General features: G+C 65.2%; 11 protein-coding genes and 1 pseudogene. 2 read left to right on the top strand and 10 right to left on the bottom strand.

Features of this window, described 5'->3' with window-relative positions:
- Positions 1–4 precede the first annotated feature (4 nt).
- The 10 genes from DEIDE_RS15240 to DEIDE_RS15195 all read right to left on the bottom strand — a co-directional run bounded on the left by DEIDE_RS15240 (position 5) and on the right by DEIDE_RS15195 (position 17,125).
- The gene (locus tag DEIDE_RS15240; protein WP_012695221.1) at positions 5–1,666 is read right to left on the bottom strand and encodes a UvrD-helicase domain-containing protein; all 1,662 of its coding nucleotides are present in this window, start codon (positions 1,664–1,666) and stop codon (positions 5–7) included.
- Between the two features lie 36 nt (positions 1,667–1,702).
- The gene (locus tag DEIDE_RS15235) at positions 1,703–2,047 is read right to left on the bottom strand and encodes a UvrD-helicase domain-containing protein (protein ID WP_012695220.1); all 345 of its coding nucleotides are present in this window, start codon (positions 2,045–2,047) and stop codon (positions 1,703–1,705) included.
- Positions 2,044–4,737: a PD-(D/E)XK nuclease family protein gene (locus DEIDE_RS15230; RefSeq protein WP_012695219.1), complete on the bottom strand. Its 2,694-nt coding sequence runs from the start codon at positions 4,735–4,737 to the stop codon at positions 2,044–2,046. Before DEIDE_RS15230 ends, DEIDE_RS15235 begins: the two co-directional genes overlap by 4 nt.
- A 538-nt stretch (positions 4,738–5,275) precedes the next feature.
- A complete protein-coding gene (locus DEIDE_RS15225; protein WP_012695218.1) occupies positions 5,276–7,891 on the bottom strand; it encodes a right-handed parallel beta-helix repeat-containing protein in 2,616 nt (871 codons plus the stop codon).
- Positions 7,884–10,463, bottom strand: coding sequence for a hypothetical protein (locus tag DEIDE_RS15220; RefSeq protein WP_012695217.1), 2,580 nt, complete (start codon positions 10,461–10,463; stop codon positions 7,884–7,886). Before DEIDE_RS15220 ends, DEIDE_RS15225 begins: the two co-directional genes overlap by 8 nt.
- Before the next feature lies 1 nt (position 10,464).
- A complete protein-coding gene (locus tag DEIDE_RS15215) occupies positions 10,465–11,067 on the bottom strand; it encodes an OmpA/MotB family protein (protein WP_012695216.1) in 603 nt (200 codons plus the stop codon).
- 16 nt (positions 11,068–11,083) lie between these two features.
- The gene (locus DEIDE_RS15210; protein WP_012695215.1) at positions 11,084–12,319 is read right to left on the bottom strand and encodes a hypothetical protein; all 1,236 of its coding nucleotides are present in this window, start codon (positions 12,317–12,319) and stop codon (positions 11,084–11,086) included.
- Between the two features lie 3 nt (positions 12,320–12,322).
- The gene (locus tag DEIDE_RS15205; RefSeq protein WP_012695214.1) at positions 12,323–15,535 is read right to left on the bottom strand and encodes a tubulin-like doman-containing protein; all 3,213 of its coding nucleotides are present in this window, start codon (positions 15,533–15,535) and stop codon (positions 12,323–12,325) included.
- Positions 15,536–15,538: 3 nt separating this feature from the next.
- Positions 15,539–15,865, bottom strand: coding sequence for a hypothetical protein (locus tag DEIDE_RS15200; RefSeq protein ID WP_012695213.1), 327 nt, complete (start codon positions 15,863–15,865; stop codon positions 15,539–15,541).
- 3 nt (positions 15,866–15,868) lie between these two features.
- Positions 15,869–17,125, bottom strand: coding sequence for a hypothetical protein (locus DEIDE_RS15195; RefSeq protein ID WP_162485695.1), 1,257 nt, complete (start codon positions 17,123–17,125; stop codon positions 15,869–15,871).
- A gap of 1,082 nt (positions 17,126–18,207) precedes the next feature.
- On the opposite strand from DEIDE_RS15195, the pseudogene DEIDE_RS15185 reads away from it, so the two are divergent.
- Both DEIDE_RS15185 and DEIDE_RS15180 read left to right on the top strand, forming a co-directional pair.
- Positions 18,208–18,761, top strand: a pseudogene (locus tag DEIDE_RS15185) (transposase); the annotation flags it as partial.
- Positions 18,762–19,806: 1,045 nt separating this feature from the next.
- Positions 19,807–23,610, top strand: coding sequence for a diguanylate cyclase (locus DEIDE_RS15180; RefSeq protein ID WP_083764300.1), 3,804 nt, complete (start codon positions 19,807–19,809; stop codon positions 23,608–23,610).
- Positions 23,611–23,906: the final 296 nt, after the last annotated feature.

Below are 23,906 nucleotides of genomic sequence, written 5' to 3'. Positions count from 1 at the left end.
GAGCTCAGGCCCGCAGGAGCGCCTGAAAACGGCGGACGTTCTCCAATCGGCGCGGACCGTCCGGCTGGGCCGCGTGAACCAGCAGCGCTCCGGTGCGGGCGTCTGCGTCCATCAGCAGCTGCGAAGCACTCAGCCGCGCACTCGCCGCACGCAATTCCCGGATCCAGGCCACCGCCGCCTGAACGTCCGGGTGAGCGCTGCGGCCGGCCGCCGTCCAGAAGCTCTCCCCGTCCTGCCGGCGCTGCGCCGTGTCAAGCAGGATCTGGTCGGTCAAGTGGACGTGCGGTCCGCGCAGCACCGCCACCAGCGAGACGTCCGCCGTCGGGTCCGCCACTGCCTGCAGCAGGTTGGTCGCGTCGAGCACTTCTGGACGGTCGTACAGCCCACGGCCTCCATGAACGACATACGGCAGGCCCGCGGCGGCCAGGGCATTCTCGTAGACCTGCTGATGGGTGCGCGCCCGGTACAGCAGAGCGATGTCAGACAGCCGCAAGGGCCGGGTCCCGTTCAATGCCCGGTCGTACACCGGCTGGCCGGCCAGCAGCAGGGCCTGAATCCGGCCCGCCAGGTAAGCCGCTTCCGCGGCCCGCAGCGTGGCTTCGTCTTCCCCCTGTAGGGCGTGCAGTTCCACGCAAGCGGTGTCGCTCCCTGACGGGGACTCGGCCCGGAAGGCGGTAAGGGGTTCAAAACGCGCAGCGGTAGGCCGGTCCATGTCCGGCCCCTGCATCAGGTTCTCGAAGTAGGTGTTGATCGCCGAAACCAGACCGGCATGCGTCCGGAAGGACATTCCCATCGGAATGACACTCCCGCCCCGAGCCTGCACCTCGGTCTGCGCCGCGCGGAACACCTCCACGTCAGCGCGCCGGAACGCATAGATCGACTGCTTCTCGTCCCCCACGACCGTGAGGTTCACTCCGGATCCTGCCAGAGCGGAAAGGATGCGCCACTGCACCGGGTTGGTGTCCTGAGCTTCATCAATCAGCAGGTGTGTCCAGCGGTCGGCGTAGTACGCCTGGACCGCGGCCTGCTGGAGAGCCGTGTCCGCGTACGTTTCCAGGTCCGCAAAGGTAGCGATCTCCTGCTCCGCCTTGAGTTCCGCAAACCGCTGGCGCACATGGGCGAACAGGGCACCCAGCGCCAGGACCGCCTCATCATGAGCCTGAGAGTCAGGCGTGCTTTCTCCGAGCAGGTCGTGGCGCGCGGCCAGGGCTTTCAGGGTTTTCAGGGCCGCGTGGGTGGCTGCTTTCTGGTCCTTGTTCCAGCCCTTGCCGATGGTGCCTTTGTGGCCATCCAGGGCGCGGCGGACCGCCCGCAGGGCGTCGCCCAGGACCGGAGCCGAGGACGCTGCCTGCACAGCGGCCTGCCGGAAGCGCTCGAGCTCATCACCCGCTGGGCCGCCCAGCCCGGCCAGGGCGCCGGCGGCCTCATTCCATTCCTTGGTCACAGCCTGCCAGGCGCGCCGGGCCCGCTCTGAAGCGTCCATCCGCGCCAGCCTGCCCCCTACCCGGAGGGCTTCCTCGGCACTGGTCGGGTCATCCAGCAGTTTCTTCAGGACCTCGCTGCGGATCTTGCCAGGCACCGCGAGCAGGAGTTCCACCGGCAGTTCCGCCAGCACCGGGGCGAGGTGCTCGTCCACCCAGGCTTTGGTTTCGATGTCGTCGAGCACCTCGAACGTCAGGCCGGCACCGCTCTCGACCGGATGCTAGCGGGCCACCCGTCCGCACAGACCGTGGATGGTGCTGACCTGCATCAGGGGCAGGCTGGCCAGCGCGCCGAGCCATTCGCCTCCCTGCGCTTCCGCCCGCGCTTCCACGAAACGGGTGATGCGCTCGCGCAGTTCAGCAGCGGCCGCTTCAGTGAACGTCACGGCCACGATCTGCCCAGGATCCACGCCCAACTGCACCAGATTCAGAATCCGTTCCGCCAGCACCCGGGTTTTCCCGCTTCCCGCGCCGGCCGAGATGGCCACGCTGCCCGGGGAGAAAATGGCCTGCGCCTGTGCCGGCGTGAATCCGGCCGCGTCCTGCAGGGCCCCTGCGCCGGTCATGCGCCCACCTCGGCGACCCGGCCCCGGTCGCGGCACACCGGCTGGACCGCGCAGTACGCGCACGCTTCGCGCTTATGGTCCGGACTGGGCGCCACATTGCCCTGCGCCAGCGCCGTGGCCAGGTTCTCCAGGAACAGGCTGACCTTGGCCTGGTGCTGAGCCCAGCGGTAACTCTTCCTCGGGCTTTCCGCTGCGGGTCCCGCCGCCTCCGGCAGGTTCTCCGCATTCTCGATGCTCAAATACCGGCCACCCGCCGCTCCGAGGGCTTCCATGTACAGCGGGAGCTGCACTTCCAGGTTCATCACGCCTTCAAACACCACCTTACTGACGTACGACCCGGTCTTGTAATCGGTGACGGTCAGCCCGTCCGGCGTCTGGTCCAGCCGGTCGACAATCCCGACCAGCGCGAACGTGGCGTCCCCGGCGCGCACCGTGAACTCCCGGCGCTCTTCCAGGTGGACGGGCACCCAGCCGGGCGGCACGAACGCCGGGCTCCGAACGGCCCGCACGGCCGTCCGGCGGATCTCCTCGCGGTCCACAGGCCACAGTGGGCCGCCACGCAGTTCCCCACTGGCCCACAGCTGACGCTCCTTGCGCTTCAGGGCCTCTTCCGCGCGGCGCACCCGGTCCTCGGTGGTGTCCCCCGCGGCCCGGTCTTGCAGGGCGGCTTCCAGCGCCGCGTGCAGCAGCGTGCCCGTCACTCGGCGGTCTTCCACCAGGTCAGGATCAAGCGGCTCATCCAGGCGCAGCAGCTTCTGGGTAAACCAGCGGTAGCGGCAGGCTCCGGCCGCATGCAGCTGGGACGGACTCCAGCGCCGCTCCTCAACACGGATGGGCGAGTCGAGCTGGCCGGAGTGAGGGCCGAAGTGCCCGGCGTCCCGCTCCCGCTCGACCTGAACTTTGCCTTGGATGGACCCAGGCAGCGTCTGCCCTGCAAGGGCGAGCGTGAGCAGCCGCTCCATCTCCGAACCCAGCGCCAGCGGGGCCGCCTCTGCCTTCCCCTCCCCCAGCCGGCTCCAGAACGGGCTCGGGCGCAGTTCCCGGCCGTCCGGGCCGCGCCGGGGCCGGCTGATCACCAGCTCATGCCCCGCTCCGGCTACCGCGCCCAGAAATAGAGCTTCCTCTACGCTGGCCAGGGCGGACACGTCCGGAACATGCACACCGGAGCGTGACCAGCGGCGGCGGGTCGCGCTGTCGATCAGCGGATGGTCGGCGCTGCGGGCGGGGAACAGGGTGTCGGACACGCCCAGCACCCAGACGTGATCGAACCGGCGGCCCAGCGCGGCAAGCGGATTGGCCACCCGCACGCCACCGCGCCCCAGGAGCACCGGCATGGTTGTCGTCTGCAGCACGTGACGGACCAGGCCCAGCAGCTGTTCGCGCGAGCAGGCGTCCGTGCGGCGGGCTTCCGCGCTCAGGCGGTCCCCCAGCAGGCTGACCGCCACGTTCAGCGCCGGGTCGTGCTGACATTGGTCACGCACACCCAGGTCCACCAGCAGGCGCTGAAGGACGCCCAGGCCTTCCAGCCAGGTGGTGTCCTCAGGAACGTCCAGCCAGTCGAGGTCCGCGTTCCAGACCCCAAGGCCGGACGGGCAGCCCGGCTGCAGGGCCCGGGCCCGGGCGAGCGCATCGACCGACAGGCGCAGCAGAGGATGGGTCAGGACGCGCCGTGTGGCGCTGTAGCGCCACTCCCGGGCGTGAGCGTCGATCCAGGCTTGCAGCAGGCTGCCGAGAGGGGTATGCAGCAGCGGGAGCTGCCCACCGCTCACCAGAGGGACGGCGTATTCACGCGCGACGTCCGCCAGGGCCGCGAGGTAGGTCGCCTCATGCCGCACGATCACGGCCAGATGATCGGCGCGCACGCCATCGTCCAGCCAGCTGCGCACCTGCCGCAGGCAGGACCGCACCTCGCTTTCGATGTCTGGGAATTCCTCGTTGCGAAACGCGCGCTCTGCGGCTGACCGGTGCACGTAGGCCGCGACCACCTCGTCTCCACTCCGGATGGCCTTGCCCTGCAGGTGACACACCTCTAAACCCCGGGCAACAAGAGCCTTCAGGGTCTCTCCTGTCCGCTGCAGCCCCCGGGCGCCGTCCACGAAAGGGAGTGTCACCAGGGATCCAGGGGCCAGCAGACGGTCCAGAAGCGCCACCTGCGACGCGTCGAGGTAGGCAAAGCCGTGAACCAGCATTCGGCGGGCCGGTACCGGAGCAAAGCGTCCCGCAAAAAACTCAGCCCCGACAGGATCAAAGGTTCGCTCGGCTTCCGAACGCTGGACCAGCGCCATGAACATCCGGGCCACGTCACGCTCGCGGCCTGGGGCCGCCACCTCGGACAGCAGGGCCGCGTCAATATTGGCGCGCATCAATTCGCCGAGAAGGCGCTGAAGACTGAGCAGGGTCCCAGGCTTGTCCCGCAGCGGGTCCAGGTACTCGAGTGGCAGGCCGCTCAGCACGTCACGCAAGAACGCCTCCCGGTTTCCTGTGTTCAGGGGCGTCCATCCGGCGTCCCGCAGGAGATCACGGGCCGTCTGAGTGAGGGTCATGGCTGGTCCGGAATTACTGAGCCGGCCACGCAGGTCACGGCCAGCCTGCACGTTGGGCACCAGCAGCCTCAGGTCAGGCGAGTACCGCTCTGCTGCGCCGTCAAGCAGCACGCTGGGGTACGGGTGGGTGAGAAGCAGCCGGGTCATGGATTCACACGGGTTTGCATGACGACAGGAGCAGGCGCACGGTAACCGGCTGATGAGCTAATCCATTCATAAGCGTCATTAAGCACCACAGAGAACAGGCTGGAGGCACAGACGGGCTGTCCCTCCTGTTTGAAGTGCCGCAGGCTGGGAAGGGTATGAAGTCGCGCAGAATATGGAAGCTGAGGAGCAGGGCTCTTGGAGCACAAGGATGGTCTGCTCCGCACACAGTCCTGCCTGCGGCTCGAACCCCACTCTTGATGGCCTGGTAAAGCATCCCGCGTGATCATGGCGTCGTTCATCTCACCGCCTCCTGAAAACAGGGTGACCTTCAGATGCGTCAGACGCTGACGGGAAGAGCTGAAGGGTGGGACGTCATCCGTTGACGCTGACCGCTTTGAATGACTGGGAATGTGTTCGAGTCGAGCGGCTATGAACTCCTGTTGGGCAATCTGAACAGAGGCGCTGGTCCCCGCTCTTCGATGGTGTCCAACCGGCTGGCCTGCGACGCTTGAGCTGCAATGACGCCTTGTGTCTGGGCCTACTCCAGAGGGCACCCGTCAGCGCTGAACTGGATCCCGGGATGGTCGGGGACCAGTTCAGCACTCAGAGCCGGCCCGCCGTTTCCCTCACAGATGTTGCCGTAACCGCTCCCACCCGCCTCCTGCTTGTAGAAAATACCGCCGCGGGTATTCCCGGAGACGATATTCTCCGTCACCTCCGGGCTGGCGTTTCCAGTCACGATCAAGCCATACAGCGCGTTGTCCGACACGGTGTTCCCGCTGAATTGCCCGGAGACGCGTTCAGCCAGGACGACCCCACTCTGCTTGTTGCCCTGAACCATGTTGCCGGTCAGGCGAGGCTGCGCGTCCCCCCAGGCGGAAATCCCGGGATTTCCGTTGCCCGAAATCACGTTGTTCTCGGCGGATCCACCCGTATGGTCGGCGTAGGCCAAGCCGTTTTGCCGGTTGCGGCGGATGGTGTTGCCGCTCAGCGTCGGAGCGGCATACTCCGTGAGCGAGACCCCCGATTTCAGGTTGGCCTGAACGGTGTTGCTGGCCGCCGTGCCGGCCGAGTTGTCGAAGAAGGTCAGCCCGCTCTGCCGGTTGCCCTGAATGGTGTTCTGATTCAGGCGGGGTTGCGCCTCTCCCTGTACGCCAACCCCCTGCAGGGTGTTTTCCTCGACTGTGTTGTCAGTCAGGGTGGGCCGCGCCTGGTCGTAAATGGTCACGCCCCGGCCCCGGTTGCGGCGGATCCGGTTGCCGGTGAATTCTGGTGTGGCCTGCCCGGCCACATGCACGCCGTGCGCTCCGTTCTCTGAAAAGGCGCTGGCACTGACCGCGCCGGTAGCGTCGTCCTTGAACAGCGCCCCACCTTCGCTGTTGCCGGAGAAGGAGGACTCCTCAGCCTGGACGTGCCCGGAATCGGTGACGTACAGGCCGAAGGCGTTCCCCGCCAGGGTGGTCTGAAGAAGCGTGGCGTGACCAGTGCCCTTGACCCACAGGCCACTGCCGTAAGCTTCCTCATCGAGATCCCTGACCGCTCCACTCAAGGTCACGCGCTCGGTGGTGAGCCGGCCGCCGTCCTGCAGAACGGCCCGTGCTGGTGACCGGCCCACGTGAATGACACTCAGGCCGGTCAGGCTCGCCTCGACCTCCTCGAACACCAGGGTGTCGGCTGCCGCGTCACTCATCAGCAGGCTCACCTTCTGCCCCATGCCAGTGAGCTGAACATCGGCCGTCACCCGGACCGGCGCGGTCAGCCAGTACACGCCCCTCTCCAGCGCGACCTCACCGCCCGCGCCCAGGGCTTCAAGCAGCGTCGCCGTGGCCTCCTCGCCCAGGAGCGGAAGGGTATGTTCACCGTTGACCCAGCCGTCCTGGCCGGACGAGGTCCTGACCCGCAGCCAGGGGGTTTGTTCCTCGAGAATGTCCAGGGCGCTGCCCCGGACGACGGTCGCCATCACCGTGCTGCCTGCATTCGGCTGGTCCCGAACGTTGAGGTTGGCTGCGGTCACGATGTCCGTACGTAGGACCACCGGTTCAGGCTCTGGCGTCGCGGCGGGTGTGACGGCCGCCTCGTCTTGTTCTGGGGCGGCCATGGCCGGCTCAGGGGCGGTGGCGCCCATTACGGCGGTAGGCTCCGAGCCCCCCTGGGTAAGCCGAAGCCCGGCCACGGCCCCCCCGACGGCCAGAAGGACCAGTACGGCGGCGACCGCTCCGGTGGGGCGGGCACGTTTTTTCATCACTGGGGGAGCCGGGGGCGCCACCCGTGCTGGAGGGCCCTGCTGGATGGAGGAGATCGGCGGTGACACCGTTTCCTCTTCCCCGGATGCGGCGGAACCTGCCGGTACTTCCACGATCGTTCCGGCCCGATCCATGCCTTCGAGAATCTCAGCAGCGCTGACGGCGCGCTCGGCCGGCTCCAGGGCCAGCGCCTCGCTCAGGGCGTTCCGTACCGCCGGCCAGGTGCCTTCCGGCAGCGGAGGCAGGGGCACGCCCTGGGCCCGCGCTCCCGCTGGAGGTGGGCTCTGTCCAGACGCCGCTTCCAGCAGGCCCGCGCCCAGGGCATACAGGTCGGTCTGCGTGCTGGGGGCCCCGCCGGAGAGCAGTTCCGGCGCGGCATACCGCGGGTCAGCAAGAGCCCCAGGTCCCGCTTCACGAAGCGCCCGGTGGGCCAGGCCGAATCCGGCCAGCACTGGCTGGTCGTCGGCATCAAACCAGATGTGCTCGGGGGTCAACTGGGTGTGCAGCAGCGCCTGCGCATGGGCCGCCCCCAGGGCGCTGAACAGGCTCCGGATGAGGGTCTCGGCCTCCCGCGCGTTCAGGACGCGGCCACCCAACATGTCCCGCAATGGCCGATGCAGCCGGTCGTCCTGCACCACAATCACCTGATCCGGCGTCTCGATCAGGTCGGTGACCCGCAGGATTCCCGGATGCTGAACCTGGGCGAGCATGCGGGCATAGCGTAAGAACGCCTGGCGGATCCGGGCGCCGGTAGGCGTGCCCGGGAAGGGGGCAGTGAACACCGTCAGGATTACGGCGCCTCCCCAGCTGGCGGTCGCGCGGTACGTGGCTTCGTGGGCCTGCACCGTTAAGGTGGTCAGGACGGTATAGCGTTCGGCCACCACCGTCCCGGCGGGAAGGGCATCACTCATGGGGGGCCTCGAGGTCGGGGGAAGGGGCGGCTCTCAGCATCGCCTTGCGGTCTGCTTTAGCAGCCTCGATGACGGGGTTGTTCAGGCGGCTGGCGAACTGCAGGGCGCTGCGTGAGGCCGCCGGGTGCCGGATCACGGCCGCCAGCACGTTGCCGTCCTTCAACGCCCGGCCAGAGGCCTGGACCTTCATCCACGTCACCCAGCGTTCCACCAGAGCATGCCGCTGCAGGCGGGGGGGAGCTTTTTTCAGGGCGCGTTCAAGGCGCAGCAGCTGGGCATACTGCCTGTCGAAGGCCAGCGCCTCCAGCGTCTGAGGCGAGGTGCGGGCGTGCCGAGCCACATGAAGGCGCAGGCGCGGCTGACGCGCGAGAACGGCCAGAGCTTCGGGTCCGCAGGACGGGTTTCGCAGGACCTCCTGGGCCACACTTTCCTGCGGGTCGGACGCCAGATGCAGCTGAACCGCGGCGGGCGTGCGTTCATGCCGAGCGACCCTGGCACGCACGTCCACCGACGGGTGCGGAGCGAGGGCGCTCAGGACCTCAGCGGTTACTGCTTGATGCTTCGTCATGGCCACCAGCAGGGCTTCGTCGGACGCGGAGGGTCCCACCATCCTGAGCATGGCCTCCGGTGAGATGTCGGGCCGCCCCAGCAGTCCGGTCCTGACTTCCACTGACATATCCGCAGCGAGCGCCTGTTGAATATCCTCGGCCAGATGTTCACGCTGGGTCAGGCCGCTCCGGACATGCTCGTGTTCATCCTGGGTGAGCCGCAGCTGGGCGGCGGCCGAAGCGTTCGGGTGCAGGGCCACGTGGTACCGGACTTTAGGGGCGTCACTGTCCAGCAGGGCGTCGAGCGTTTCTTCAGGCGTGGCCAGGTTTCTGGCTTCTTCCAGCTCCAGACGGTGAAGGCTGGGCTGAACCTGGGTGTACAGCGGATGCTGCCGGATGCTGGGCCGCAGGGGTTGCTCCGGCAGCCGGCGCTGCAAGGCCCCTTCTGGGGCGGCCGGGTTGAGCACCACTGCCAGCCGCACGTCTTCGAGAGGGTCGTCGCTCAGCTGGTCGAGGACCGGAGCCGGTGTGGCCGGGTTACGGCTCAGACCCTGGCGGATGCGGGCGTCATGCCGTGGCAGGGCTGCCAGCACAGCAGGCCTGGCATCGGGATCGGCCGCCCGCGCGGCGCGCTGCACCGACAGGTCGCGGTCGTCCAGAAGGGTGTCGCGCTCGAAGTCCGGCAGGGACCGGTGCAGTCCCGCCTGGGCGCGCACCCGGGGATGGCGGTCACGCGCCAGCTGCTGCAGCAATGCGGCGGGCACTTCGGGGCGGGAGGCCACGGCGAGCTTGACATTGCGGCGGCGCGTGGCCAGGGCCGCTTCGAGTCCTTCATGGGTGGTCTCCGCCACCCGCAGCTGGGCCACCAGGCGGACCCGTTCGTTCACGTCCACGCTGAGGGCCGCGAGCACTTCCGGCGGCGTGAGTGGGTGGGCAGCGACAGCCTCGCGGGCCGCGTAGCGTTCATCCCCGGCGAGGAGCGCCAAGGCGGTCGGGGGGGTGCTGGGGTTTCTGGCGGTTTGCAGGCGCACGGCCGCTTCACCGTCTTCAGCGAGGCGCAGGAGGGTCTCTGCTGGCGTGTGGGGATGCCCGGCCGCGTTCTCCCGGATGACGGCCTGCTCCTGCTCTCCCGCCAGGATGGCGAGCTGCTCGGGCGTGGCGTTCGGGTTCTCAGCGGCCGAGGCCCGCACCCACCAGTCAGCATCCTGAGTCAGGAACGGCAGCAGAAAGGCGGGCAGGTGGACGTTGCGAGCCAGCGCTGCGCGGATGGTCCAGTCTCCGACCCGCGCCAGGCGCGCGAATTCCTCAGGCTCCAGGTCATGCTGTTCCAGGCGCATCAGCAGGGTTTCACGCGCCTGCCCGTACGGCTCGGCCTGATCCAGCCATTCAAGCAGGGGGACGGGCAACAGCGGGTGACGCGCGGCCAGCCGCTGCAGCGAGCGGCTCTGAGAGAGCAGTTCCAGCTGAGCGTCGGACAGCTCCGGAGTCTCCTGCCGCTGGCGGAGGATGGCCCGCAAAGCCATCGTCTCCTCACTCGGCCCGCCCGGCTGGGGGGCAGGAGACAGGAGTGGCGCATTTCCAAAGCCGTGCTTCAGCGCCCGCGCGCGCAAGCGCAGCGGCCACGGGACACTCGAATGGGCCTGGAGGAACGTCATCAGGCCCGGGTCCTGAGCGGCCTGGGCGAGCAGCCACCGTTCAGTGCGGTGAAGCTGGTGCTTCACGACCAGCTGGGTATGCCCGGCCAGGACCAGCCACCGCAAGGTCGCGTCTGCAGTTTTGGGATGGGCGGCCGCAACCTGCACGCCGAAGGGGCCCTGCCGGGCCAGCCAGTCCAAGTCCTGGGCCGTCAGGAGGGCCCGGTCACCTTCTGCGCACACGAGCACCTGCCAGTGCGCCTTGTTGAGGTTCGGATGCCGCTGGGCCGTGCGGCGCACGTTCTCGTCCAGACTGGTCGCCAGCTGAAGGAGCAGCTCAGGCGTGGTGCTTTCATGCATGGCTTCCTGAAGGAGGGTCTGGGCGTCCATGTCAGTTGGTCTTCTGCGCGTACTCGACCAGGATCTCCACGCGCTCGTTCCGGACATCGAATTTTCGACCATCGTACGGGGTCTGCCCCCCGCGTGCGGCCACGGCCAGGCGGTTGGGACTCACGCCGCCTTTGAGGTAGAAAGCTTCGGCCACCGCGCTGGCGCGGCCGGCTGACAGGCCCCAGCGTTCCGGCGTGTTCGGCCTGGACGTCTGGGTGTGACCCTCGATACGGACGCGTTTCCAGTGCTTGCCCTGCGCGCGCAGGACGCGGGCAAAGGCCACCAGCGCCGATTGCCCTTCCGGAGTCAGGACGGCAGTATCGCCCACGAACATCCGCTGTGACGAGAACACCCAGCGCTGAGCTCCGGGAGGATCGTTGCGTTGGCCGGGCAGCAGCAGCAGGGGCCGGGCGGGCAGGCGGGCCTTGCGGACCGCCTGGGCCACCGCGTCCTGGGCTTTGCGGTAGCGGACCTGTTCCCAGCCGGCCTGACCGACAGCCAGGATGCCGCCGACAAAGAAGATCAGCACGAACACCAGGTTCAGCATCAGGTCGCTGAACGCGATATAGGGATTGGTGTCCGGCTGCAGGCGGGACCGGATCAAGGTGTGAGCCTCCTCATCAGTCGCTGGCCACCGGGGTCACGTCGCCCCGGGTAAGCGCGCGGGTGAGCTGTTCGAAATTCCGGTCGAGTCGGGCAGCGTAACTGCTTTGTTCGACCTGCAGGTTCGCTCCGGCCTCCTCGAACTTGCCGCTGGCCCGGCTGAGGGAATCTCCCACGGTCTGGACACGCTCCAGCAGCGTCGAGGTATTGCTTTCCACCGTCTCCTGCAGGCGCGTGATGCTGGTGGCCTGAGCCGAGAGGTTCTTCTCCATCTCCCGGCTGCTGCTGCGCAGCGAGGCCGCCGCGCCTTCCTGCGCCTGCACCAGTTCACTCACACCCTGGCTGAGGCCCTGGGTCAGCTGCTGGACGGACGTGTCGATGTTGCCAAACACCGTTTCGATCTGGGTGCTGGTCTTCGCCAGGCCGTCGAGGCTCTGCCCAAGCGTGTCTCCGGCCTGGCCCAGCACCGTCTCGAGCTGGCCGGCGACCTCCTGCAGGCGCCGGTGAATGTCCTGAAAGCTCTGTCCGGCGTCGCGCAGGTACCGGCTCATGCGTTCCATCTGGGAGGTCAGGGCGCGCGGGAAGGTGGCCGGCACCAGTTCGGCGTGCACGAAGGCCAGCAGCTCGTCTTGAAACGCTTCCTGCTGGCGGGACGCCAGGGCGTAGGCGACGCCGGTGCCCAGGCTCAGCAGGATGCCCCACAGGCTCGCCCCGAAGGCCCCCTGCATCACACTCATGGTTTCGCCCAGGGCACTGGCCAGCTGGCCGGGTTCGGTGGCTTTGGCCGCGTTGCGGATCGGTTCGACCAGCGTTCCGATGGATCCCGCCAGACCCAGCACGGTCCCGAGCAGTCCCGCCAGCATCAGCAAGTTCGGAATGTTGCGCACAGCTGACAGCCGCGCCTCACTGACCGCGGCGACCGCGTCACTTGCCGCCTGCACGTCCGGACTGGCCAGCGTGCGCGCCCGGGTGACCGCCACCACCGCGCGGCGGATGGCGCTGTGCTCAGGAAAGGTCCTCACGGCCGTCAGGGCGTCTTCGGCCACTTCATCGGACTCGGGGGGATCTTCGGTGTCGAGCGCCACCGCGATCTTTTCGCGCACCAGCCGCAGGCGGGCCCGCTCCTGGGTGCGCTCGCGGGCCGCGCTCAGCAGGGCCAGCGCGAACACCGCCGTCAGCGGCAGCATCATCAGCCAGAGGGTGATCCAGCCTTCGGGGCGCAGGTAGAACATGGTGTTGATGATTTCTTGCATGGTTTAGGCTCCGGGGAACGGACTGTAGGGCATCCCGAAAGGATGGTTCGCCTCTTCCGGATGGAAGCTGCAGCGCATACCGTTCTTGATGACGTCCTCTTCGGTCTTGCCCACCTCACCACCGCACTTGACACAGAAGTACCCGTCATGCGGCGCTGTGAGGTTCTTCGGGAGCCGGTCGCCCTGGTTCTTGTAGAGGCCCTGAATCAGGTTGTCGTCGGGCGGGAAGGTTTCAAGCAGCGCCTGGCGCAGGTCGTCGTCCGCCGTGAGGTGGCGCAGCAGGGCCGTTTCGGCCACCTTGTCGTTCCAGTCGCTCACCGCGCGGGCCTGCCCGCCCTGGAGCTGCCCGTGCAGCCATTCCACGTACGCCTTGCGTCCGGCGTGAGGGGTTGCTCCCTCTGCGACTTTCTGGCGGACGCGGGCGTCCATCTCGCTCTTGAGCAGGGTCGCGGCGTTGGTCAGGCTCTTGCCGAACGAATCCCGGGGCTCAAAGGCCAGTTTGCGGGCGGCCTTGCCGAAACGGGCCGGCAGCTTGCGCCGCCGCTTGTCCGCGTCGGGATTCTCGCCCGGCTGGTTGGGCCAGTCCATCACCAGGTAACCGCCCTCAAGCCGCGTCACCCCATGCAGCGCTGAGAGGAACACCAGCCTCTCGGCTTCCTCGAGCTTGCGGATTTCGGTGTCGTTGATGGGCGTCCAGTCAATGTCGCTGCGTTTGCGCGTGAAGTAGGTGCTGAACCGGGTGGGCTGGCTGTAGGACAGCTCGCGCACGTCGTCCGCGCCGCGCAGGGCAAACCGGTACCACTCTTCGAGCATCACCACGCGGTACGGGTCGATGCCCTGCAGTTCCTTCGCGGCCGGGTACTTGCTGACCCACGGTTGCACGGCTTTGCGGAAGTCCGGGGTCAGGTTCATCCCGACCAGCAGTTTGCGGCTGGGCAGCGGGCTCATGGGATCGACCTGACCGAGAGGAGCGTTGAGCTGCAGGAACAGGCCCGCGCTGGTCGCGGCGCCCATCGCCTGACTGTTCGGGTCGAAGCTGGGGCTGCGTTTGTCATACAGACGGGTGACCACGTCCTTGCCCCCGCTGCGCAGGGTCTGCTCGAAGGGTTCGATGGCCAGCTGCTCGAGGGTGTTGAGCTGCGAGCGTTCAAAGTTGTCCTGACCGACCGACCAGGGACCAAGCAGCCAGTCCGGATCGTTCGCGCCGGGCAGTACGCCCTTGAGCAGCGCTTCCCAGGAGCGGATCAGGCGCGCTGAATGGGTTTCTTTGGTGCGGTCGTCGATGGCGATCGCTTCTTCTTTGTCCACCGTGCCGTTGGGTGGCGGGTCGAACAGAGACAGGCCGTTGACGTCGTTGGTGTCGTTTTCCAGCTTGGCGCGCAGTTCCCGCCAGCGGTCCGTCTGATTGGTCAGGCGTTTGCGCAGGTTCGTCAGGCGGCGCACAACCTTCTGCGTCTCGTCGTCCAGCACCGTCAGGGTGCCCACCTCGGCTTTCAGGCCACTGCCCGTGTCCCGTAGGGCTTCCTTGACCTTTTGATTGACGCGCGCCTTGAGCTCATCGTCAAGCGCCCGGCTCAGTGCCGGCAGCAGCTGCTTGGACGCCTTGTCCTTCAGGAAGAACACGCCGAGCAGAGTGTTGGTGCGGATGGTCTCCATCTGGTCGATGACGCCGTTGGCGCCGCCAGTCTTCCCTTCGCCGGGCTCCCAGCCACGCAGCTCGCCGATGCGGGGCTGCACGGCCTGCAGCAGGTCAAGCAGCATGTGCGGGCCCTGGTCGTAATCCAGCAGGCGGCTGGACACCAGCCCATGAACTCCGGCCATGACGCCCTCAGCCGCGCGGCGGCGGTTGTCGTTGACGGTGGCATGCACCAGTCCGCGCAATCCTTCACCGCGCTCCTTACCGAAAGCGGCGCGCAGATCGTCGAGGGCCTTGCGGGCGGCCTGCGGATTCCCGGTACGGGCGGCGCGCATGATCTCGTTTTTCTTGGCATCGAGACTGGCCCGGATGGACGCGCCCCCTTCATCGAGCAGCAGCGCTTCGGTCAGCGCCGGGACGGTGAGGCCCAGGGCGTCGAGTTCACCGTCGGGGTTGCCCTCGTACTTGCGGTCCTTCCAGCGGTCGACCGCGTGCACCAGCGTGCGGTACTTCAGCGCTTCGAGAATCCGGCGCATGGGGTACTCGATGGTCGACAGTCCGAAGGTGGAGAACGCGAACGCCCGGCCCTGCTGGACCGTCACCGGACCGGCGTTGACCATGTACGCCATCGGGTCGGTTTCCGGCACAAAGACGTTCAGGAACATGCGGTCGGCGATGGCCTGGGTGAGGCGCATCAGGTCGACGTTCTCGGTGCTGTTGGGGCGGAGCAGGTACACCAGGTCGTACGGCATGGCGTCGTGAGGCAGGACCGGGCTGCCTTCAGGCTTGTCGGGGAACTTGATGGTCTTGTACCGCTCGGTGTCGGTGTGCAGGTGGTACTGGTTGAGTTCGGCCAGGGCGTGGTAGGCGTTGGTCTTCCAGATCTCGGCGTCGGATTTCTGCGAGATGCTGAGGTTCGGGTGCGGCAGTGTGAACATGGCGAGGGTTTTCTCCTCGTCTTCCAGGACGGTCCGCAACAGGATGCCGATATCGCTGGCCGTGCCGCTGCAGGTTCCCCCGCACAGGGTGCCGACCACGATCACCCGCACGCCAGTCTGACCGGTCGAGGCGTTCACGGCGAACTGTACGTCCATCTCCAGGCCGGCGTTGTTGACGTTCAGCGCCGCTTTCGCCTGGGCGTCCGTGAGGTTGCGCAGCCGCGCCACGCGCTGCGTGATGGCGTTTTTGATCTCACTGTAGTTTGGCGGGTACAGCAGCGCCAGGCGGCCCACCATGCGGATGTGACCGGCCCCGGAGTCGATGCTCTGGGCCGGCAACTGGGCGAGGGTTTCTGCGTCAGCCCAGGTGTTCAAGGCGATGCTGGCCTCATGAATTTCCGGGCGGTGCAGGATGTCACGCCACGCGGTGGCCGGAATGCCCAGCGTCTTGAAGTCGTCGGTGCCGTTGAACCGGTTGGGCTTGGCCACGTCCGTCTCGACCGCCAGGAACTCCAGCCAGGGGGCGCGCTGCAGGCCGCCGACCTCCCAGTCGATCCGGTCGGCGAGCGCTTCGAGAATCTCGGTTCCAGTGCTGCCCATCCCGATGACCAGCGTTTTAAAGACCCGCATGCTCTGTGCCATGGCTTACTCCTTGCCCATCCGGGAGAACACGGCGGAAACCAGCACCGCCAGAATCAGGAACGTGACAGTAATGGCCGCCATGTAGATCACGTCCGCTGGGCGGAACAGGAAGTACATTCCGCAGGCCAGACCGACCGCAATCAGGAACAGCGCAAATCCCATGCCCTTACGGGCGGATTCCACCGCGCCGCTGCGTCCGGCACCGAACAGCAGATGCGCGAAGCCGACGGCGGCGGCGTACCAGACCAGCAGGGTCAGCCCGACCGTGGTCCAGAACCCCACCTGGGTGTAGAGCGGCACAAGTTGACCGAAAATCGAGTTGAGTTCCATCGGTTATCCCTCTCCCTGCATGAATGCGACGTTGACCGTCCGGGTAATTTCGCGCGGCACACCGCCTGGGCCGCGCACTTCGCCACTGAATTCGAGGGGAATATCCGGCTCCTCAGGGCGCAGGGACACGGTCGCGGTGTCGCCGACAACCACCCGGCCCGCCACGCTGCTCAGCCGGACATCCTCGTGAACGCCCCGCACCCTCAGGTCCCGTCCGACGCGCGTCAGCTCCGCGACCCGTTCCGCCGGCAACCCCTGCACCGGAACCACCGGCGTGTCCCCTTCGTGGACGTAGCCGGGACCAGCCAGGACGCAGAAGGCTCCGGATTTGGGAAGATCTTTCAGGCTGAAGGCCTGATCGCCCACGCGCAGGGTCCCGCGGCCGCCCCCTCCGCCTCCGGTCCCGCCGAGAAGTTTCCATGCGGCGAAGCCGCCTCCCAGCAGCAGCAGCCCGATCAGGACCGGGGCCAGGTTGGGAGTTCCGCCGCCGGGGGCCTTTTGTGTCGTGGCCGCGAGCAGCTCGGAGCGGTGGCCCCCGGTCAGGGGAGCGGCCGTAAAGGTTTTCGGCGCGAACACAACCGCCTGCAGCTGCCCCTGCACGTCTCCTCTCGGCCTGGTGATGACGTAGGGGATGTTCAGGGTGGCGCCGTCCTGAGTCCCCTCCACCCGAGTCCAGCGCTCGAGGGTGTTGAGGTATTCCGGGGCATTGGCGCTCATCAGCTTGACGCCCGAGGCGCCGACGCTGGCCGCCGTATTGGTGATCAGCACCAGCACCGTACCGGCATCCTGGTCAAACTCCTGGGTGAGTTCGACGGCCACACGCTCGGTATCGTGCCCACCGACGCTGCCCACCGACGGTGTGGTCGGCCACAGCGCTGAAATGCGGGTGTGATCGGCCAGCCGGTCGGCGCCGACCTGCAAGGTCAGGTTGGCCGGGTCCCGGTAGGCCCAGGGCTGCAGCTCCCAGGCCCGGGCGGTGACACGGTCACCGGGAACGGTCACCTTCTGGACAAACTGAGTGGCCAGCTCACGGGCTGCCTGCGCCCCTAGTGGGTCAGCCTTGTAATGGCCGGTGCTGAAGGCGACCACAAAGTGGGCGTTGCTGCGCTCGAGATCACCGCCCGCGTCCTTGACGGCGTCGGTTACGGAACTGACCAGGCGGGCCACACTGGGTTCGAGGCTGCTGCGGACCAGCTCGGCTTTCCCCTGACGTGTCTGCGCCTCCGTGTGAGAAGTACTGAGAACTACCGTTAAGAACATGAGCGGCATCACCCGAGATGTCCGCTCACATAAAAACTTCAATTGTTTTTTGTTGTGTTGCACTGTCTTGCTCCTAACGTAGAGAGGACGAAACATATGAGTCATTAGGGTAACCCTGAAGACATTTCAGGAAAGTCACATGCCACACCCATCAGAGTAGGGCATGGGTTGCCGCCCATCGTTAAGAGAGTGAGAGGGATTTCTAGTCATGGTGTGCAGCTGCACCATTCGCTCCCCCTCCCTTCCACCGCGCACGGCGGGGCTGAACCCGTTTCACGTTTTCAGAGTGAGGGGACACGGCGTCATTCATTGACGTTATCCGTTCAGTTCAGCACCGTCATAAACTGTCTCCAGCACGTGCAAAACTGCCTGACAGAAGAATGCCGTGCACAGCCTCCAAGGAAGCACGCTTAGGGTTGGACAACCAGCGAGACCCGACGTGTACGGTGGATTTGGACTGCTGGGTCCACCCGCTTTCAGCGCTGTCCGTGGCAATGTCGGGGTCTAGGGATGGAGGTAAGCCATTTAGCTCACGCCTCTTTGTTAATGTCAGGGAGCGAATCCTCCGAAAGCGAAGCTCGTTCTTCCAACCCGCTCAAACGGAACGTCCCGAGCGCCAGAAAGCCGTGACGCACAGGAGGCGCACGCCACATTCTGAGACCAGTATTGCTGCTGACAGCAGCTGCATGGGTGGCCTTCATTGCGCCAGAGCCAACCACCGGGGAACTGCCGTACACCAGTCTTGAACCCGGGAGAGGTGGCCTCAAGCGGACGCAGCCACGGAGCCGGTGTGATCCACGCCTTTACGGCTCGAGAGTGGGTTCTGACGTCGCCAGCTACCTGGTCACCACGGGCAGCAAAAGCGCAGCGCCAGCCAACAGCAGGGCGATGACCGCGGCCACAGTCAGAAACCGGAGCTGGGCCGCCTGCTTTTTCACGGAGTCGGCCAGGTGCTGTGATGTCGTCTGAAATGCCTCCTGGGTGCCAACGATTCGCTGCCCGAGTAGAGTCACATCCGCGCGGAGACGCACAATCCGGTCTTCGACGCCAGTACCTGGATGTCGCCCGGACCCGAAAGACGGTCAGTGCATGACCTGCGTTTGTTCAGCCGGGTCCAGCAGCAGCGCCACAGTGAATCCTCGGCCATCATCATCGACAGCCGCACTCTACAAAGCACACCCGAGAGCGGGCACCGGGGCGGCTTCGACGGGGCGAAGAAACGCAATGGTACCAAGGTGCATCTGGTAGTGGATACGCTGGGTCACCTCGTCACCCTGATGACCTCTCCGGCGAACGAGCAGGACCGTGTTCAGGTCCAGGCCCTGTGTCAGCAGGCGCAGGAGATCACCGGCGGCATGCTGGAAGTGGTGTTGCTGATCAGGGCTACACCGGGCAAGCCCCCGTCGAAGCGGCTCGCAACAGCAACATCGAGTTGGTGGTCGTAAAGCGCAGTGACGCTTCACGCGGCTTTGTCCTGCTGCCCAAACGCTGGGTGGTCGAGCGCTCCCTCGCCTGGTTGTCGCGCTTCCGCCGCCTCGGGCGTGATCTCGAACGCCTCTCGTCCACGCTGATCGGCTTTCACTTCGTTGCCGCAGCCGTTCTGATGCTGGCAAAACTCAAGCCCCTTTTAGGATGACGTCTTTCCCAGCCTCTAGTCTTCAGGTCCACGGGCGAGGTCCAGTGGTGAGATTGCCAGCGTGCCATGCGTCATTGGCGTCCCAGGAGGGTGACCCAGCACTTCCTTGATGCCTGCCTGGCAGATACCCGCATAGGGCGCCACTCAATAGGTAAAGCAGATATGGATTCATCTCGCCCTATGTAGGCCCCTCAATGCTTCCGCGCCAAGAGCCCTGGCCGCCGGACAAGGCGAGATGCACACTGCGTACCTCTTGGCCTCAAATAAGGAAGGGGGGTTCCTCACGACCCGGCCAGCCCGTTTTGTGGGCATCCAGGAGTTGGCATACAGGCTGAAGTCCCCAAACAGGGGTGCGCTCCAGGGACTCAGGCTGTAGCGAGTCGTGCGTATCAGCAGCTGGCTGACGTCGTTGTTGTCCAATCTGGAGTCTGCCCTCCCGTAGACCAGTCAAAGGTTAAGGCAGGCACTGATCGTGCGGGCGGTGTCTGTTGTTACGGGCAGATCGCAGCCTTGAGGCACGCCATCATCTGTTTGTCCAGCGTAGTTGGCTCTTATGCCTCAGCCCGCGCCTGAAGGGTGATAAGACCCTGCCGGGGTCAGACATCATGGCTGCCAGTCTGCCATCCCGCCTTAAGCTTCAGTGTTCTTGCAAAACAGCTTTGGCAGAGACACGGCTGACTAGAGCAGCTGTAATCTGGATGCATTTCTGTACCGTATCCCATGAATCCAACAGGCCACGTGAGCTTTAATCGTTCCCGTTAGAGATCTGTGAGTGAGAGTAGGGCATGATGTGGAAGAGACCTCTCAACCTAAAGCACCTCATGAGTCGGGTCTCCCCTCAAAGCTCACCGCCTCTCTGATTCATCGGTCTAGCACTGCTCAACGTCGGGCGTTTTGGTTCCAGACCCTTTCCGCGCTTCGTTCCGACGGATTGGAAATCACGAGACTTCATTAAGGTATAGTTTTTTTCATAAAGACAGTATCATGTGAAGTAGCGCAATGTTGACCGATCGACCTGAGTACCTGTAACTCCTTCCGAGGTTTCATGACGACCGAATCGTGTAGCGAGCCTGGAAACTTAACCAACCCCCTCGAGGCTCTCGCTACGACCAGCTGGGCAGAAGAGTTACGCCTTCAAAACGCTCAAGCTCGGGACCGGGTAAAAGAGGACCCGCAGGGAGCTTATCGCGAGGCAGGCAGCCTTCTTGCGCAGGCCGAGAAACTGGGTGACCTGGCATCTCAGGCCAGTGCCCTACACACGCAGCTTCTCAGCCTTCTGGAACTCGGCGACACGGAGCACGCGCAGTCACTCGCTGCACTCGCGGCCGACCGCTATCTTCAGAGCGCCCAAACCAACGGATACTGTGAAGTCCAGCTTCTACGCGCCGGATTGGCACTCTCCAGCAACCGGTCTGATGAGGCGCTGCGCCTCTGCGACGACATCATCGATGCCTCTCAGGACGAACCCACCACGACTCTGGCCGAAGCTTTGCTCACCAAGGCTATGGTGTTGTTCCGTCAAGGACGGCATGCGGATGCCAGCAGCAGCCTGCAGCACAGCGGTGAAGTGCGGTTATTGCTCGGCGATAAGGCAGGACATGCCAAATGCCTGAATAACATCGGCCTGATTTACGAAGCGGACGGTGACTTTGTGCAGGCACTGAACAGCTTTATGCGCTGTCTGGAATTTCTGCGCACCAACGAAATGGCCATGGACGGCCTGCTGAGCGCCTGTCTGGTGAACGTCGGAAAGGTCTACAGGGAGCTGGGGGAAACTGACAATGCCGTCGACTCGCTGAACAGGGGCGTAGAAATTGCCGAACAGGCCCGGCATCTCGATAAGGCTGGAATCTACGTCAGCCTTGCGGCCGGTCACTCGGAACTCGGGCTGATTCACCGCGAGCGCAAGCAGTTCAGCCAGGCGCTTGATGCGTTCATGCAGGCCCTGCATGTGACACAGAGTGATGGGATGCGCCGCGAGAGGTCCACGCAAGGTGGCAGCGCGCTTCATGAAGAAGCAGAGGTGCTGGATAACATTGGTCAGACGTACGCCCTGATGGGCGAGACAGACCAGGCTTTCAAGGCACTCAACCAGGCACTGCAATTGTCCCTGGCAGCTGACGATACCTCGAGTCAGGCCAGCGTCCTGACGCACCTCGGCTCCCTGTATGCTGCCAGCGGGCAGCACCAGCAGGCCATACCTCTGCTGCGCCGCGCCCTGAAGTTTGCGGACACTATGGCCCTGAAACGTCAGGCGCTCGAAGCTCACGAGCAACTGGCGCGGGCCCTGATGGGAGCCGGTCAGGATACAGAAGCCGCCTCGCATCTGCTGGTGGTCACGGAGCTTCAGCGAGATCTGTTCCGGACCGATAACGAGCGCCGGCTCCGCAACCTCACCGGCCAGCTTGAACTGGAAAAAGCCCGCTACCAGGCTGACATCTACCGTCAGCTCAACGATGTCTCGCTGAAAGCGCGCCAGGATGCCGAAAAGGAAGTCCAGGAGCGCACCGCCGAGCTTGAGCGCGCGCAGCTGGAAATCGTGAACCGACTGGGCCTGGCGGCCGAGTACCGTGACGACAAAACGGGCCTGCACACCTACCGGGTAGGCAATATCACGGCGCTGCTGGCCGAAGCACTCGGGCTCCCCGCGCCGAAGGTCGAACTGATCCGGCTGGCAGCCCGCCTGCACGATGTGGGCAAAATCGGGATTCCGGATACCATTCTGCTGAAACCGGGCAAGTTCACCCCCGAAGAGTACGAGGTCATGAAGCACCACACGATCATCGGCGCGCGTGTACTCCAGGGTGGACGTACCGAGCTCATGCACCTCGCTGAGCAGATTGCCCTGACCCACCATGAACGCTGGGACGGACAGGGCTATCCCAGGCGGCTTTCCGGCCAGGATATTCCGCTGGTTGGCCGACTTGTTGCCGTGGCGGACGTCTGGGACGCACTGACCAGTGAGCGGCCTTACAAAGGAGCCTGGAGCTCTGAAGACGCGCTGGCCGAATTGCGAGCCCAGGCCGGCCGGCAGTTTGACCCGGCGGCTGTCGAGGCGTTTGTACAGCTGGTTGAGAACGGGGTTCTGGAACAACTCGATGACCGGCTGAATTCCCAGGCGGAGCACGCTGACGACGCTCCACCGCTGATTCCTGGCGCAGCTGGCCCCGATCTTCCTTTTGAGATCCACAACTCGTCGTTCGACAATGTCATTCCCTATATCGATGCACTTATCAAAGGAGCCTGGCAGGTTCGCGACGAAGGTCCAGAAGCGCTCATCGGGCCGAGCCTGCAGGCACTTGAGCTGGCTCACCAGTACGGGTACGCTTCAGGCGTCGGCTACGCGCAGCGTAATCTTGCGTACGCGCACGCGGCGCAGCACCAGTACTCCGAAGCCGTGGACTTACTGACCAAGGCCCGGATGTGCGCTGAACAGCTCCCGGACCTTGTGCTGAAACGAGACTGTGCTGTGCAGCTGGGCCGGATCTACGCGCAGCTGCTCGATCCTGAACGTGCGCTGGCGTACGGGCAGCTGAGTCTTGAGGTGTCCAGAATGCTTCATGACCAGGCGGGGGAAGCCCAGGCACTCTTTGACCTTGGTCAGGTCTACCGCACCCTTGAGGGCCGGCACGAGCAGGCGCTGGAATCGATCAAGGGCGCGGGCTCACTGTTCGATGGTCTGACAGACCTGAAAGCGGCCGCGTCGTGCCATGCCGAGCTGGCCGAGCTGCACTTCGGACTGGGGCATTACGAAGAAGCCGCCTTCGAGGGGCGCCGGGCACTCGCGCTAGCTGCAAGTGGTGGAGCAGCGGCCGTGCAGGTTCATGCTCTCACCATTACGGCGCGTGCCTTGGAGGCGCTGGGGGACTGGAGCAATGCAAAGGGCCTGTATGAGGCGGCGTGGGACACGGGAGAGCCTTCCGAACCGCGCATGGCAGCCCAGGTTGCCTGGAGCAGGCTGTACGCGGCCTGCAGCCTGCTGCGGCATGGTGAGCTCGAAGAAGGCGAGCGCCTGCTGGAAGGTACCCTGAACCTGGCTCAGCAGCACGACCTGAAGGCAGTCGCCGAACAGGCATGTCGCGAGTACGTCCGGCTGTACAAGGCCCGGGGGGACGCAGAACAGGCCCTGGCCTTTCAGGAACAGGCGCACACGCTGGAAGTTGAGCAGTTCCGGCAGGACAATGGCCGGCGGGCTCTGGCGCTTACCATCGGGCACCATTCGGACCGGGTACGCATGGAATCCAACTCCTTCCAGAGCCGCAGTATGGAACTGGCCACCACCAATGTGGCGCTTGAACAGGCAAACCAGGAAAAGACAGCCCTGCTGGCAGCGCTACAGGAGCAGACCAAGGTGCTGCAACGCCAGTCCCGGGAGGACGGCCTGACGGGCGTCTACAACCGACGGTATATCGAAGAAGCGCTGGCGACAGAACACTCCAGGCACCGTCAGACGCACCGTACGCTTTCCCTGTTGATGATCGATATCGACCATTTTAAGGCCGTTAACGACAAGTTCTCCCACCCTGTGGGCGACGAGGTGCTGCGGCGGATCGCCAAGCTGTTCAAGGCAACCTGCCGGGCCCATGATCTGGTGGGGCGATACGGTGGCGAGGAATTTCTGATTATTCTCCCGGACACGACGGTGCCTCAGGCAATAGAAGTGGCCGAACGTATCCGGCGCCTGGTTGAGGAATATCCCTGGCGGGAGATTCATCCAAAGCTGCACGTCACGCTCTCGCTTGGTGTTTGTGGCCGAATGGATGTCGCCAACCACGAACGCCTGCTCTCGTTGGTCGACGAGAAACTGTACGAGGCCAAGCATGGCGGCCGCAATCGCGTCGCTTCCTGAATGTTCGCCCAAGGGCATGATTTGGCCAAATCTGGACCACGGTGCCAGGCCCGGCGTTTAGTCGACGTGACACGCTTCTGTGCGTAGAGGGTGCCTGTTGCCCTCATAGCCTGTGCCCTACTGTTTTCAAGTGTCCTGGGAGTGGGTTGTTTTTCAGCCATAGTCACCAGGGCCAATTTTTACCTTTAGCTTTTTCATTCGTGTCGTGGACCGAAAATTCCTATCTGTGAGGCCACGCTAAAGTCAGGGACGAAGAGTCCAGGGTTTTAGAATGATCAGCCAACCCTTAGATGGTT

The sequence above is a fragment of the Deinococcus deserti VCD115 genome (assembly GCF_000020685.1).
GTDB classification, from domain to species: domain Bacteria; phylum Deinococcota; class Deinococci; order Deinococcales; family Deinococcaceae; genus Deinococcus; species Deinococcus deserti.
The sequence above is the reverse complement of the archived record's forward strand: the minus strand, read 5'-3'. Positions and strand labels throughout refer to the sequence as shown.

Bases quoted from the DNA above. Each gene is read 5' to 3' on its own strand.
- DEIDE_RS15235 (WP_012695220.1), bottom strand. From the start codon at position 2,047: ATGACCGGCGCAGGGGCCCTGCAGGACGCGGCCGGATTCACGCCGGCA.
- DEIDE_RS15230 (WP_012695219.1), bottom strand. From the start codon at position 4,737: ATGACCCGGCTGCTTCTCACCCACCCGTACCCCAGCGTGCTGCTTGAC.
- DEIDE_RS15225 (WP_012695218.1), bottom strand. From the start codon at position 7,891: ATGAGTGATGCCCTTCCCGCCGGGACGGTGGTGGCCGAACGCTATACC.
- DEIDE_RS15220 (WP_012695217.1), bottom strand. From the start codon at position 10,463: ATGGACGCCCAGACCCTCCTTCAGGAAGCCATGCATGAAAGCACCACG.
- DEIDE_RS15210 (WP_012695215.1), bottom strand. From the start codon at position 12,319: ATGCAAGAAATCATCAACACCATGTTCTACCTGCGCCCCGAAGGCTGG.
- DEIDE_RS15205 (WP_012695214.1), bottom strand. From the start codon at position 15,535: ATGGCACAGAGCATGCGGGTCTTTAAAACGCTGGTCATCGGGATGGGC.
- DEIDE_RS15200 (WP_012695213.1), bottom strand. From the start codon at position 15,865: ATGGAACTCAACTCGATTTTCGGTCAACTTGTGCCGCTCTACACCCAG.
- DEIDE_RS15195 (WP_162485695.1), bottom strand. From the start codon at position 17,125: ATGTTCTTAACGGTAGTTCTCAGTACTTCTCACACGGAGGCGCAGACA.
- DEIDE_RS15180 (WP_083764300.1), top strand. From the start codon at position 19,807: ATGACGACCGAATCGTGTAGCGAGCCTGGAAACTTAACCAACCCCCTC.